The organism is Nonomuraea sp. NPDC050202 (genome assembly GCF_040656115.1).
In the GTDB taxonomy this organism is placed as follows: Bacteria; Actinomycetota; Actinomycetes; order Streptosporangiales; family Streptosporangiaceae; genus Nonomuraea.
This window is the reverse complement of record NZ_JBFALF010000005.1, coordinates 176,184-190,170: the sequence shown is the minus strand read 5'-3', so window position 1 is coordinate 190,170 and position 13,987 is coordinate 176,184. Positions and strand designations below refer to the sequence as shown.

Here is a 13,987-nt window from a genome sequence, read left to right as displayed (position 1 = left end):
CGAGCCAGACGATTACAGTTCGACCCATCCCATCCGAGAGGCACGGAGAAGCCGTGGATTTTACGCCCCTTTTTGCCTACCTGTGGCAAGCGCTCCGCCGACCGATCCTCCTCGGCTCGCTCATACTCTGTTTCCTCGCCATAGGAGTTGGGACCCTGTGGTTGTCAAGGTCCGCCTCTGACTGGTGGCAGGACTTGCTCCTCAACGCAGGAGTGAATCTCATCTTCGTCGGAGCCATCGACCTGCTCATCCTCAGCGTGATCGCCCGAGGGTTACTTGAGACCCGCACAGACATCGCACCTGATGAGCCAACCGCTCTTGATTTCCAGAGAGTGCCATTCGATCAGCTCCTTGAAATCACGGCAGCTCTTGACAAGATGGCTGGCCGGGAGCTCTGGTGCGATCAGCATGGAGTTGTTCACCTCGACGCCGCCGAGCACGAGGACTTGCCCACATCTTTCGTGCAGCAAGTCAGCGATGCCAAGCGCCCAGCACCGTGACCGACATCGCGCCCGAGCCCGACGTGCGGCGGGCCCGCACATCCACCCTCTTCCGGGCGCCGAACGTCCACGTGCTTGGCAGGAACCCGGACACGGTGATGGTGCCGGCGGCCGTGGACGTCTTCGTGCCGATCGCCACGCCGTCCACCGCGAGCTGCACCTCCAGGGCGCCGCCCACGGTCACGTCCACCGCCAGCGAGCTGCCCGAGCGCGGGAACACGCTCCAGGCGACCGTCTCGAACGAGGTGCCCGACACCGATGTCGCCTGAGTTGAGAACGTGACCCCGCGCATCCCGATCTGGAGCTCGAGCTTCTTCACCCGCGCCTGGAGGTCCTTCACGAGCGCCACCAGGTCGTGCAGCCGCTGGTCGCTGGCCTTGATCTGCGTCACGACGCGCCCCCGCCGGGGAGCGACTCGTCCACGGTGGTGGTGAGCTCCGCGGTCGTCACGGTCACCCGTTCGCCCTCGTCGGTGTTCGGCTCCACCCGAATGCTGATGATCTTCATTTCGCGGTCCAGGCCCGGCGACCCGTCCGGCCGCTCTGGATACAGGTGGTCGTGCTGGATGATCACCGGCACGTTCGCGCCGAGCTCCCACTCCCACCAGCGGACGTTCGTGCCCGGCACGAGCTCGAACTCGAACACCATCCGCGCGCCCTTGGACGCGTCCGCGGCCCGCTGCGTCTCGTCCTTCAACGCCTGCGGCGAGGTGAGCCCCTCGAACGTGTAGGCCTGTTCGAGCTTCGGCCAGCCGGCCGCGTGCAGGTCGTCCCGCACGACCTTCTCAATCAGCACGCCGCCCTCGGACAGGGCGAGCTTGCCGTACACGACGGTGGCCAGGCCCGGCCTGGTAGAACGCCGGAACCGCTTCACGTTGCCCGGGTACTCCAGCGTCAAGATGCTGGACGGCGGATCATCCCGGTTCACGCGGCTGAGCTCGAACCTGGGCCGGTCGTTCTCCGGATCCCACGCCGGCTTCGCCCACCACTCGAACCCGCCCGGCGCCGCGGCGATGTCGCCGATCTGGTCGCCCGCCCGGGAGAAATCCTCCTCCCTGTACTCGCGATCTACCGGCGTGGTGCCGAGCACGCCGGACGTGACGAGCCATCGCTTGTCCGCCTCCGCGCCGGTCAGGTTCAGGATCCAGTCGATCTCGGTGTGCGCCAGCGTGCCCGCGCGCGGCCCCGTGAAGGGGATGAACCGGCGGCTGTAGATGCCGGTCACGTCCTCGACGCTGAGCCGCAGGATGCCCGTCTCGGAGTCGTAGTCGGTCGGGTCCACCACGCGGCCGCCGCCCACGAACCGCTCCCCGCGGTAGATCAGCAGCATGGTGCGCTCGCTGCGGGTCGCCGCCTCGACCCGGCCGACCGTGTAGTCCTCGTCGTACAGCGGGATCTCCGCCGTCAGGGTGCCGGCGCCGCCGAGCGCCAGCTCGAAGCCCACGTTCTGCAACGGCAGGCTGTCGAGCGGCCGGTGGGTGGCCCAGTCGTACAGCACATACTCATATGGCGGGGTGGCGCCGCTGGAGTCCTCCAGCGTGGTCGCCGTCAGCGGCACCTTCGCGGTCCGGTTGCCGAGCTCGTCCACCGCGTCCACGGCCAGGCTGTACGTGATCCCCGGCGTGAGCTGGGTGAAGGTGAACACCTGGCTGGCCGGCCCGACCTGCGCGACGCGGGTCGCCCCCAGGTAAAGGCCGTACCCGTCGAGGCCGACGTTGTCATCAGTGCTCGGGTCCCAGGTGATGGTGACGGCGGTCTGCGTGACCGCGACCAGCCGCACCGCCCCGGGTAGGCTCGGCGCGCTCGTGTCCGCCTGCGCGCGGACGGTCTTGGTGCCGATCGCCGACCGGTTGCCGAGCAGGTCCTTGGCGTCCACGCCGACCGTGTAGAGGCCGCCCGCTGTCAGGCCGGTGAACGTCCTCGTACGGGTCGTCTGGTCCGCGCCCTGCTTCTGGCTGTTCAAGTAGATGCCGTAGCCGACGATCGTCGTCTGGTCGTACGGCTGTTCCCAGCCGACCGTGATGCTGCCGGCCGCCAGCGCCGTCACCTTCACCACCGGAGTGGCTGGCGGCGTCGTGTCGTTGATCGGCGTCAGCGTGATACTGGCCTTCTCCGACCGGTTGCCCTTCCCATCGACGGCGTCCACCTCGATGGTGACCGGCACGCCCGGCGTCAGGCCGCTGAAGGTCTTCGTCCGGCCGGACTGGTCGCTGCCGTCCTTGGCGCCGTTGCGGTAGATGCCGTAACCGGACACGCCCGTCCCGGAGTCGCTGGACGCGTCCCACGTGACCGCCAGGGACGTCGGTGTCATCGCCGTCAGCCGCAGGTTGCCCGGGATGGTAGGCGGCTCGGTGTCGGGGGTGGGCCCCCACACCCCGGCCGCCCACGCGTAGTTCGGTGTGCCGGACGGCAGACCGGTGATCAGCGTCTGCGACCACGACACCGACCCGGACACGAACTCGTCCACCGCCGTGGTGCTGTAGACCCTCCTGACGGCGCCGTCGTTCCAGTCGCGGTACACATACCCGCGATGCGTGTAGCCGCTGGGCCACGACGCTGAGGAGTTGTCGCTGCCCTGCACGTAGACGGCGCAACCGATCAGCGACACGCACCCGGCCGGCAGGTCCGACGCGCTGAAGAACGCCGAGCCGCTACTCAGCCCGGTGCTGGAGCCGTAGAACTCGTCAGCATCACTCAGCTCGTACATCCAGATGGAGATGCGATCAGTGCTGTCGGAGACGGTGACCGTGACCGACGAGTCCCCGCCGTAGCTGATCTTGCTGAGCATGCGGATGCCGAACGTGTGCCGCGTCCACTCGTGTTCGTCGTAGCCGCCCGAGATGCCCGTCACGCCCGAGTAGCTGTTGACGAACAACACGATCCTGTTGCCGTAGCCGACGCTGCCGAAGGAGTACGTGTGGCTCGTACTCGGCGACTGCGTGTTGTACGGCGTAGCCATCCTGACCAGCGACACAGAAGCCCCCCGTGGCCGATGTCGTGATGAGGGCTGCACCATGCCCGGCCACGGGGGCTACCGTCTGGGCCCGGTCAGCTCCAGGCGTCGTACGCCTCGATCACCAGCCGCGGCGTGCCCGCCTGCCCGGTGACGGGCTCGCCCGCCAGGGTGATCGTGTTGATGCCGGGGATGAGGTGGAACCACGCCGGCAGGTGAGCGAGCGCGCTGCGCCCCGGCCGCGGCTCCGGCCACACCTCCGGCGGTACGTGCCCCAGCACCTGGCGCGCCGCCAAGTCGATCGTGAACGAGTAGCGCGGATCTGCGGGCAACCTGGAGGCGTCCCCGGGCATGCCGCGCATCACCGTGCCCGTCTCCTCGTGCGTGATCGTCCACGCCTGGATGGGCCCGTACAGCCGCATCCTGGCGGGGATGGTCGCGTACTTGCCGGACAGTTCGATCGTGGCCGACGCCTCCCCCGGCAACGACCCGATCAGCGCCGTGGCGGTCACCGGAACGACCGCGTACCGGCGCGGGTCCGCGACCTTGAGCGGCAGCTCCCACTGGAACGCCAGCGGCCCATCGTCGGTGATGCGGATCTGCCCGTCCAGCCGGACCCGCACTCGCCTGGTCATGCGGGCGTCCGCCACCCGCAGCCACGCCTTGGCGCCGGGGTGGATGGATCGCAGCAGCCGCTGCTTGGCCGCCAGCATCGCCAGGTTCGTGTCCGCCACGGCGGTGCCCGACAGCACGATGCGGCGCGGCCCGTGCCTGCCGGCGCCGTCCCAGCCGCCGTCCACGCCGCCGCGGTTGGCGGAGACGGGCGACACCGGCGCCGACGACGCCCACCCCTCCGGCTTCTCCACCGTCCACGTCACCAGGTGCTCGTCGAGCACGTTGCCGGCCCACGCGCCCAGCCGGTACACCGGCGTGGCCACTGGCACGTACGGCAGACCCACCGTGGTCACCTGCTGCGTGTTGTCCGCCGACCGCTGCCCGATCGAGTCCACCGCCGCCACCCGCACGTCGTACGTCGCCCCCGGGGTCAGCCCGGTGACGGTGTGCTTGCGGGTCAGCAGCCCGTCCACCGTGTAGTCCACGCCCGGCGTGACGTGCACGGTCTGCTGGTCCACGATCACCTCGTAGCCGACCACCTGGAAGTCGTCCTCCGACGACGTCCACGCCACGGTGATGGAGTCCTCCCCGGCCGTCGCGGTCACCACGGGGACGGTCGGGTCGAAGTCGTTCAACGTCCTGACGATGAGCTCCGCCGGCGCGGTGGTGCGCTGCCCGATGTGGTCCACCGCCCACACCCTCACCACGTACTCGGTGTCGTCCGGCAGCCCCGACCACGACAGCGTGCGCACGCTGGTGGTGGTGGCCACCACCTGCCCGCCCACCGCGACGTCGTAGCCGACCACCTGCACGTCGTCCGACGCCGGATCCCACTCCACGGTCCAGCTCGTGTACGACAGCGCCGTCACGCGCAGGTTCGGCGGCGCCGCCGGCGGCTCATCCGCCGGCGTGACGTGCGTGAGCTGGGCGAGCGCCGACCGGTTGCCGGAGGAGTCCACGGCGTCCACCGCGACCTGGTAGGTGCCCTCGGGGTCGAGCTCGTCGAACGTGTACGACGTCGCCGACTGGTCGCCGCCGACCTTGTCGCCGCCGACGTAGACGCCGTACCCGGTCACGCCCACGTTGTCGGCGGCGGGGTCCCACTCGATCGTGAAGAAGTACGGCCCGCCCGCGGTGACGCGCAGGTTGGTGGGCACCTGCGGCGGCTCGACATCCGCCAGCGTCTGCACCGGCAGAGAGGCCTTCGGCGACCGGTTGCCAGCCGCGTCCGCCGCGTCCACCTCGACGGTGTAGCTGGTGCCGGGGAGCAGGTTCGACAGCGTCCGCCCCAGCGCCAGATCGTCGCCGGCCTGCGCCACACCGTCGAGGTACACCCGGTATCCGGTCACGCCGTTGTCGTCGGTGGCGGCATCCCACGCCACCGACACCTGCGTCAGCCCTTGCGCGGTCACCCGCAGGTTGCCGGGTGTGCTGGGCGGCGTCTCATCCAGGACCACGACCAGGCTGGCCTTGGTGGAGCGGTTGCCGTCCCCGTCAACGGCGTCCACCTCCACGGTGTGCGACCCGGCCGCCAGGGTCGGGAAGTTGTAGGTGAGCACCGCCTGATCGGCGCCCTGCTTCGCGCCGTCGAGATAGATCCCGTACCCGACCACGCCGATGTTGTCCGTGGCGGCATCCCACGCCACCGACGCCGACGTGCCCGTCTTCGCCGTCACCCGCAAGTTGCTCGGCGGGCCCGGTGGCACCGTGTCCGGGATGATGAACGTGACGTCGTCGATCCAGACAGCGTTCGAGCCGCCATCGGCGGTGGAGTCGCGCTCGTACCGGAACGTGATCTGCGTCGCGCCGTTGAGCGCGTACGTGCCTGGCTGGATCCACCCGGTGACGCCCGCGATCCAATACCGCTCCGTTCCGCCGGTCAGGAACACGAACGGGTCATACCGGTTGGTGGCCGAACCCTCGGTCGAGACGTTGACCCGGAACGTCACTGCGGTTGCCCCGGCCGGGACGTTCATCGTGCACACAGACGAACCGCCCGTCGAAGGAACCGCGGCGCTCTTGAGCGACCAGGAGCCGGCGAACTTCTGGCTGCTGTCCCGCGTCCAGTTCCCCGACCTCGGCACCACCGCCGTGCCGGACTCGAACCCCTCAACAATCGTCGGCATCGGCCAACCCCCTTCTCAGATCCACGCGTCGGTCGCTTCGATGACCAGCCGCGGCGACGTCTCCTCCTGGCCGGCCACGAGAGCGCCCGACAGCCGGATGGTGTTCGGGCCCTGCGCCAGGAAGAATCCGGCAGGAAACCGCGACAGCAGCGTCCGGCCAGGCCGCGGCTCCGGCCACACTTCCGGCGGCACTATGGCCCACACCTCGCGCGTCGCCAGGTCGATGTCCAGCGCGTACCGGGCGTCCGGCAGCACCGTGCCCGGTTTGGTGCGGATCTCCAGCCCGCGCTCCTCCACCCGGATCACCGGATCGAGGACGGGCCCGTACAGCCGGAGCCTGGCCGGAATCGTCGGGTAGTCGCCCGCCATGACGACGGTCGTGGCGCCGCTCGTCTGCGCCGGCTCGAACGTCACCTCGGCGTACACGGGCCGGCGGGCGAACCGGCGCGGATTCGACGCCTTGACGACAAGCGTCCAGTCGAACGCGAGCGGCCCCCGGTCGGTGACCCCGACCGTGTCCTCCAGCCGGACCGTGGCCTGCCTGGTCAGGTGCGCCTCGGCCACGCGGAGCACGCCGACACCTGACGCGGGCAGCACGCCGGTCAGCCGCTCCTGCGCCGCGAGCATCGCGATCTGGCTGTCAGCGACCGCCGTCCCCGACAGGGTGACGATGCGCGGCCCGTACCGGCCTGGCCCGTCGAACCCGCCGTCCGCGTTGTCGGAGTCGGAGCCCAGCGTGATCGGCGCCGCCGACGACGACCAGCCCTCCTCTTCCTCGACCGTCCACGTCACCCCGTGCACATCGCGCGCGTTGCCGACCCAGTCGCCCAGCCGGTAGACCGGGCTCGCCACCGGCGTCCAGTCCCCCGCCGGCACAGTCACCGTCACCGACACCGCCGGCCCGCGCGCCAGGCCGGCATCGACAGCGCGCACCGCGACCTCGTACAACCCGCCGGCTTCCAGGTCCTCGATCACGTAGCCGAGCTGCGTCGTCGAGGCGGCCAACTGCCCGTCCAGCAGCACCTCGTATCGGGCGATCGGCAGCGCCCCAGCCTCGGACGCACCCCACGCCAGCGTGATCTGCTCCCGGCCCGCGGTGGCCGTCAGGCCGGGCGGCGCGGACGGATCTCCGCCAGCGAGCGTGGACACCTGGATCGTGGCGGGCGCGGACCGGTTGCTCATCGCGTCGGCTGCGTCCACGCCGATGGTGTAGGTGGTGCCGCGCGCCAGCCGCGTGATCGTGTACGTCCGCTCGGCCTGGTCTGGACCCTGCCGTACACCGTTGAGGAACACGCCGTACCCGGCGACACCCACGCTGTCGGTCGCGGCGTCCCACTCCACCGTGATGGAGGTGTGCGTAACCTCCGACGCGCGCAGGTTCGGCGGCGCCGAAGGAGGCGTGACGTCCACCTCGGCGACCACACTGATCTGCGCCCGCGGCGACCGGTTGCCGGCCGCGTCCCGCGCGTCCACCTCGAACAGGTACGTCTGGCCAGGCGTCAACCCGGTGAACGCGTACGACAGGTCCGCCTGGTCCTGGCCCAGCTTCTGGCCGTCCTGGTAGACGCCGTACCCGGTGACGCCCACGTCGTCGGTGGCGGCGTCCCACTCGATCGAGACGGCCGTCCCCGTGATCGACGTCGCACGAAGCATGGCCGGCGCCGATGGCGCGGCCGCGTCCGTGGTTCCGTAGCCGACGAAAGCGGCCACCGCCGTATTGGTGCCGCTCGTCACCGTCAAGCCATTGATGGTGAACGTGCGCGCCCCCGCCGCAGGCATGGCGCCGTGCGCGAACGCCGAGTTGGACGACAGCACATCCACCGTGAAGTGCCGAGCCAGCCCCTGAGTCCACGAGGACGACGACGCGACCCCGTTGGGGTTGTTCACCACGCCGAACACGCGGCCAGTCGCCCCGGCCGGCACCGTCACCGACGAGGAGGAGAGCGATGAGGCGATCGTGGTACCCGTCGTCTTGAACAGCAGGTTCGGGCAGTCGTCCCGCTCGTACAAGACCGCGTGCAGCCGGTAGTCGCCGTGATCGATGACGACGGACGTCTCGTTGCCGACTGCGATCTTCGACAGGACGTATACGTGGTTGTAGCCGGTCGCGTGATAGTCCTCGGCCCACCCCGCCGGCGTCGTGAACGAGTTCCAAGAGCTGATGACCAGGATCAGCCGGGCGCCCGCAGTGGGCGCGGTGAACGTGATCGTGTGCGGCCCGCCGCTGCTGGTGCTGTAGGTTTTCGCGATCCTGTTCGTCACATCTGCCCCCGCCTCTGTGACCGTCGAGGCCATGCCGTCCGCGCAGATCGGCATGCCTTTGATCGACCCGGGATGGTACGCACGGACCTCGCTTACGGCAGGCCCCGATCAGCCGAGAGGGCGGCCGCCACGCGGGCGGCCGCCACGCGGGCAACCGCCCGCGGTGTCACGGCGAGCCGACCAGCGCCCCCAGCCGGCGCGCCGCAGCCTCGCCGATCGTGACCTCGTTCTGGCCAGGCTGCGCGTGCACGATCACCGTCGCCGTCGTCCCTTCCCCGGTCCGCTGCTGCGCTGGCATCGCCCTCGAGGCCGCCCGCGACCCCCGGTACAACGCGGCCGCGCCGCGCTCGTTCAGCGCCTGCACCGCCTTCGGCCCACCCAGCGCGTCCAGCGCCGCCGGCGTCAGCACCCACTCGTCCTTGCCTGTCGAGTTGTTGACCAGGCTCCGGCCGCGCGGCAGCACCCCGCCCGAGTCCCGGTTGAGCTCGGCGTCCTCGGCGTCGAACTTGGCGATCACCGCGTCGATCACCTTGCGCGGGATCGCACCGATCAGCCGCTGCACCGCCGTCCGGTTGCCGATCGCCCCCACGATCGCGTTCTTGATCGGGTTCAGCGTGGCCCTGGCGCCCGCGCCGAGACCCTTGGAGAACACGTTGCGCACGGCCGCAGAGACGCCCTGGAGGATCTTCTCCAGGGGAGACAGCTCCTTCTCCTTCGGCTTCGTCTTCGACTGCGTCCCGCTCTTGCCCACGGTGCCGCCCTTGGCGAACGCCAGCCCGGCCTGGCCAAGGAACCGGGCAGCGCCGGTCACACCGCCCGTGCGGGCGGCCCGGTTACCGCCGTCGATGAAGCCGGCGCCGAGCGCCCGGGTCAGTTCGGGCCGGAGCCAACTCTCGCCCTCGCCCACCCAGGCGAGCAGCCGGTCCCGGCCGGGCGAGTACCCGGGCTGGACGCCGTAGCTGGTCGCGGTGCCGATCGCGCCCTGGATGCCGCCGTCAGCGAAGTTCGCCGACACGTTCGGCAGGGTCGGCAGGCCGACCGCGCCGGCGATGCCGTCCCACATGCGCTTGATCGCCCCGTACCCGGTGTTGACGACCCACCGGATCGGCGCCTTGATCGCGTCGGGCACGGCCGCCCAGATTTTGGCGATGCCGGACTTCGCGGTGCCGAACGAGTCCTGCATCGCCTTCGTCGTCTCGGCCACCTTCTTCTTCGCCGGCGCGAGCCCGGGATCGGTCTGCGCAGCGATGGTGTCCCACGTCTTCTTCGCGGACGCCGGCGCGTCCTTGGACAGCTTCAGGAAGGACGCCCCGCCGGCCTTGACGAAGGCATCGATCTGGGCCTGCGAAACAGGCTTCCCCGCGTCGATCTTGGCCTTGATGTCCGCCCACATCGACTGGACGTTCTTCGGCGCGTCTGTCCGCAGCTTGAGGAATTTGCCGTTCCCGTCCGTGACGAAGGACCCCACCTTGAGCGCCGCGGTGGCCAGCCCGGTGGTCAGGTTGTTGTTGATCTCCGAGAGGGCGTCCCGGATGTGCTGCGGCGCGCCCTGCTTGAGCTTCAGAAAGGACCCGCCACCAGCGGCAACGAAGTCGTCGATCTCCTTCTGCGAGATCGGCGTCCCCGCGGCGATCTTCTCCTGGATGCCGGCCCACATGTCCTGGACGTGCTTGGGCGCCTTGTCCTTCAGCTCCAGGAACTTGCCGCCCGCGGAGTTGGTGAAGGCGCCCAGCTTGTTCGCGGCCACGCTGGTGAAGGTGTCGATGCCGAGCATCGCGGACTGCCAGCCGACCCGCAGGTCGTTCGGCGCGTTCTTGGACAGGTTCAAGAACTGGGCGCCGCCGGCGCGTACGAACGCGTCGATCTTGGCCTGGCTCGGCGAGATCCCCGCATCAAGATCCTTTTTGATGCTGGCCCACATCGACTGGATGTTCTTCGGCGCCCCCTGGGAGAGCTCCATGAACTTGCCGTTCGTGATGTCGATGAAGCCGCCCAGCCGCACGCCCAGGCCGTCCGCGCCGGTCTTCGTGCCGTTGTCCAGGCCGCGCCACATCTGCTGCCACATGTCCTGGATGGTCACGCCGGTCCCGCCGAACAGGGTCCCGACCGTCTTGAGCATGTTCTCGATCGGCGCTGTGGAGAACAGGTTGCCGCCGAGCGCCTCGGTCAGCCGCGGCCCGATGAAGCCCTCCAGGCCGCCCTTCGCGGCGCCGAGCACGCCACCGATCACGCCACCGATCGCGGTCCCGATGCCGGGGATGATGCTGCCGGCCAGCGCACCCATGCCGGCGCCAGCGGTGCCCTGCTTGAGCGCCTCGCCGATGGCCGACGCCACGCCCTTGTCCGAGCCGCCCGCGATGGCGTCACCGATCGGGTCGGCGACGAAGGCGGCGATGGTGCCGATGATGCCGCCCTTGCCCACCTTGCCGAGCACGGACCCGATCTTGCTGCCGATGCCTGAGTTCTTGAACTCCTTGCCCCAATCGACGTCGGCGAGCAGGTCCACGCCCGCGCTGCCGATCAGTTCGGCCAGCGCGCCACCGAGCCCGCCCTTGCCTCCGCGCGTCTTCTTGCTGCCGCTGGTGGTGTCCGTGTCCGGCGTGGTCGTCTTGCCGGTGGTGTTCTTGCCGGTCGTCGTGGTGGTCTTGCTGGAGGTGGTGGTGGTCTTGCCGTTGACGATGACCGTCCCGGCCGTCACCCGCATGGTGCCGACCTTCGTGGACCCCTTGTCGTCCTTGTCGTCCGTGGAGTCCTTGCCGCCGCCGAAGCTGGGCAGCTTGCCCAGCAGCTTGGACAAGCCGCTCACCTTGCCCAGGGACTTCGCCAGCTTGCCGACCTGGTCGCCGAGCGCCTTGACCAGCTTCGTCACGCCGGGAACCTTGCCGAAAACCTTGATCAGCCCGCTGACCTTGCTGATGATCAGCCCGATCGCGAGCGCCACCCCGGACAGGTACAGCGTCCACTTGATGATCTCGCCCGCGACCGGGTGCCCGGCCATCTGGTCGAGCCAGCCCACGATCGTGGTCAGGGTGTCCACGAACCCGGCCAGCGTCTCGCCGCCCACCGTGTCCGTGATGGTGAACAGCAGGTCGGACACCTGCTTGAGGAACCGGCCCAGTGCCCGGACCACGACCACGGTGTCCTCGAAGAACTTCCGGATCTGCTCCTGGTTGGCAGGGTCGGACGCCCACTCGCGGAAGTCCTTCGCGGCGGCCGACAGGTCGTCCAGCAGATTCCCGCCGGATGGCGCGGCGATCTTGCCGAGCTCGTAGATGCCGGCGCTGACGTCCTTGACGATGTCCCATAGCTGCTTGGCCCGCTTGAACCCGGTCTCGAAGAACTTCGCCATGGACCCGTCCTTGCGGGCCTCGCTGGTCCACTCGGCGAACTTGTCGGCGCCGCGCTCGATCCAGTCGCCGAGCTTCTCCGCGTACGGGGTGGCCACCACGAGGATGTCCATGACGCCCTTGAAGGCCGACTTGCCGGCCCGCCCGAAGTTGCCGACGATCTTCGTGTTCGACTTGAGGATCTTCGACAGGTCGGTCCGGAACGACTTCGAGCCGACCCACCGGCCCCACTCCTTGGCCACCTCGCCGATCTCCCGGCCGGTGTCCTCCAGCCCGTCCTCCAGGGTGTCGAGCATCGGCATGCCGCGCTCGATCCCTTCCTGAAGGCCCGGCAACAGGGCCTCCTGGACGGCGAACCGCAGATCCTTCAGCCGCGGCTGGAGGGTGCCGGCGATGAAGCGGGCGAACCGCTGGCCAGCGGGCGACAGGTTGTCCATGGCCTTGGCCACGGCGGACACGCCGGCGCTCTGCTGCTTGGCCGCCTCCGCGGCCGCCTTCTGCGCCTTGACCAGTTCCTTCTTGGCGTCGGCGAGACGCTCGGCGGCGAGCATCTCGTTCCACAACGCCTCCCGGACGTCGCGCCGGGCCCGCTCCTCGGCCTTCTTCGCCTGCTCGACGTCCTTCTCCGCGTCACGGACGCGCTTCATCGCCTCGGTGACCCCGCGCTGCGCCTCGGCGATGGCGCGAGCCCCTTCGACGGCCGCCTTCGCCGCGTCCTCGCGCGCCTCGGCCAGGGCGCGCTCGGCGTCCCGCTCGGCCTGGGCCGCCGCAGCGATGCGCTCCTTGGCCGCCGTGACCTGGTCGGACCCTTCGACGCCCTTGGCGTTCGCCTCAGCCTGCTCCTCGGCCAGGTCGCCGTTACGCTCGCGGACCTCCGCCAACCGCTGGAGCGCCTGCCGGTAGGCAAGATCAGCTTCCTTTTTGTCCAGATCTTTCGCGAAGGGGTCGGCCACGACCTTGTCGAGCCGCTGCTTGGCCCGCTCGACGGCGAGCGCCGCCCCCTCCTCGTCCAGCGCGCCGCCGCGCACCGCGAGCTCCAGGTCCTCCAGCCGCTCCTTCGCGGCGCGGCGGGCATCATTCAGCGCCTCGGTGGCCCGCTGGCTCGCCCGCTGAGCCTCCGCATACCGGCGTTCCGCCTGCTCAACGCGGTAAGCGGCGTCCTCCTGACGTTCGGCCGCCTGCGCGGCCACCTCGCCCACGCGTGCCCGCGCGTCGCCCACCGCCGCCACGGCGTCGGCGACCCGCTGCTCGGCCTCGACGATCGCCTCCGCGGCCGCCTCCGCCGCCTCCTTCGCATCCGCGGTCCGCTCCGCCGCGAGCATGCGGGCGTGGTTCGCGTCCCGGATCGCCCGCTGCGCCTGCTGGATCCGCTCGGCCGCCGCCTCCTGCGCCGCGGCGTACGCGGCCGCCGACTGGCCGCCGCTGGCCTGCGCCGAGCTCAGCGCGTTGACCGCCTCCCGCACCCCGGACAGGCCGAGCATCATCGTGCCCAGCCCCTGCACGGCAGCGCCGGCCAGGCCGGGCAGCGCGCCGAGCGCGCCCACCGCCTGCGCGGCGCCGGCCGCCAGCGCGAACAGGCCGCTGCCGGCGGAGATGGCGGTGGAGGCGAGCACCGCCAGGCCGGACACCATGAACGGCACCTGGGCGAGCATCGTGATCGCCTGGCCCAGCGCGGCCGTACCCTGCACGTCCACCGAGACGGGGATCCGGCGGCTGCCCTTCGCCATGAGCTGGGCGAGCTGCTGCTCCAGCGCGGCGATCCGCGCCTGCGCGTCGCCGTCGTCCACCTCGGGACGGATCGTGGTCTGGGTGTCCCGGCCCAGATCGGCGAGCTGCGCCCGCGCGGCCGCGTCGTCCACGTCCGCCCGGACGGTGACGGTCTGGGAGCCTGACAGGCCGGCCAGCGCGCTGCGCGCCGCAGCGTTGTCGAGCTCGACCTCCATGCGGATCTTCGCGATCCGCTCGGCCGCCTCCGCCGCCGCCTTGGCCTGGACCTCCACCCGGGCGGCGTCGATCTCCGCCGAGATGTGGGCCTTGACGCCCTTGATACGGGCGTTGACTTCGTCCTGGAGTTTCTTGCCCCAGTTCGCGCCCAGGTCCGCGACGACCTCGAGCTCAATCCGGCCCGCAGAGATGCTGTCGTCTTCGTCTGCCACCCCGCCCACCCCCCGATGTGCTGGGGGTG

The 13,987-nt window shown here is 70.2% G+C and carries 6 protein-coding genes; 1 reads left to right on the top strand and 5 read right to left on the bottom strand.

Annotated features, from left to right (window positions below; genetic code table 11):
* Positions 1–53: 53 nt before the first annotated feature.
* Complete coding sequence (locus AB0I79_RS17390; RefSeq protein ID WP_357873498.1) at positions 54–500, top strand: hypothetical protein; 447 nt, start codon at positions 54–56, stop codon at positions 498–500.
* On the opposite strand, the gene AB0I79_RS17385 is transcribed toward AB0I79_RS17390, so the two are convergent.
* The 5 genes from AB0I79_RS17385 to AB0I79_RS17365 all read right to left on the bottom strand — a co-directional run bounded on the left by AB0I79_RS17385 (position 472) and on the right by AB0I79_RS17365 (position 13,958).
* Complete coding sequence (locus tag AB0I79_RS17385) at positions 472–891, bottom strand: hypothetical protein (protein ID WP_357873495.1); 420 nt, start codon at positions 889–891, stop codon at positions 472–474. The two genes, AB0I79_RS17390 and AB0I79_RS17385, sit on opposite strands and share 29 nt — an antisense overlap.
* On the bottom strand, positions 888–3,458 hold the full coding sequence (locus tag AB0I79_RS17380) for a fibronectin type III domain-containing protein (protein WP_357873492.1): 2,571 nt from the start codon (positions 3,456–3,458) through the stop codon (positions 888–890). The genes AB0I79_RS17385 and AB0I79_RS17380 overlap by 4 nt, the downstream gene beginning before the upstream one ends.
* 89 nt (positions 3,459–3,547) lie before the next feature.
* Positions 3,548–6,193 (bottom strand): fibronectin type III domain-containing protein, encoded by a 2,646-nt coding sequence (locus tag AB0I79_RS17375; protein ID WP_357873488.1) that lies wholly within the window; start codon positions 6,191–6,193, stop codon positions 3,548–3,550.
* A gap of 15 nt (positions 6,194–6,208) precedes the next feature.
* Positions 6,209–8,509, bottom strand: coding sequence for a fibronectin type III domain-containing protein (locus tag AB0I79_RS17370; protein ID WP_357873485.1), 2,301 nt, complete (start codon positions 8,507–8,509; stop codon positions 6,209–6,211).
* Positions 8,510–8,621: 112 nt separating this feature from the next.
* On the bottom strand, positions 8,622–13,958 hold the full coding sequence (locus AB0I79_RS17365) for a hypothetical protein (protein ID WP_357873482.1): 5,337 nt from the start codon (positions 13,956–13,958) through the stop codon (positions 8,622–8,624).
* Between the last annotated feature and the right edge of the window lie 29 nt (positions 13,959–13,987).

What these genes read in the sequence shown, in the direction of transcription:
- AB0I79_RS17370 (WP_357873485.1), bottom strand. Translation starts at nt 8,509, where the DNA reads ATGCCGATCTGCGCGGACGGCATGGCCTCGACGGTCACAGAGGCGGGG.
- AB0I79_RS17375 (WP_357873488.1), bottom strand. Translation starts at nt 6,193, where the DNA reads ATGCCGACGATTGTTGAGGGGTTCGAGTCCGGCACGGCGGTGGTGCCG.
- AB0I79_RS17380 (WP_357873492.1), bottom strand. Translation starts at nt 3,458, where the DNA reads ATGGCTACGCCGTACAACACGCAGTCGCCGAGTACGAGCCACACGTAC.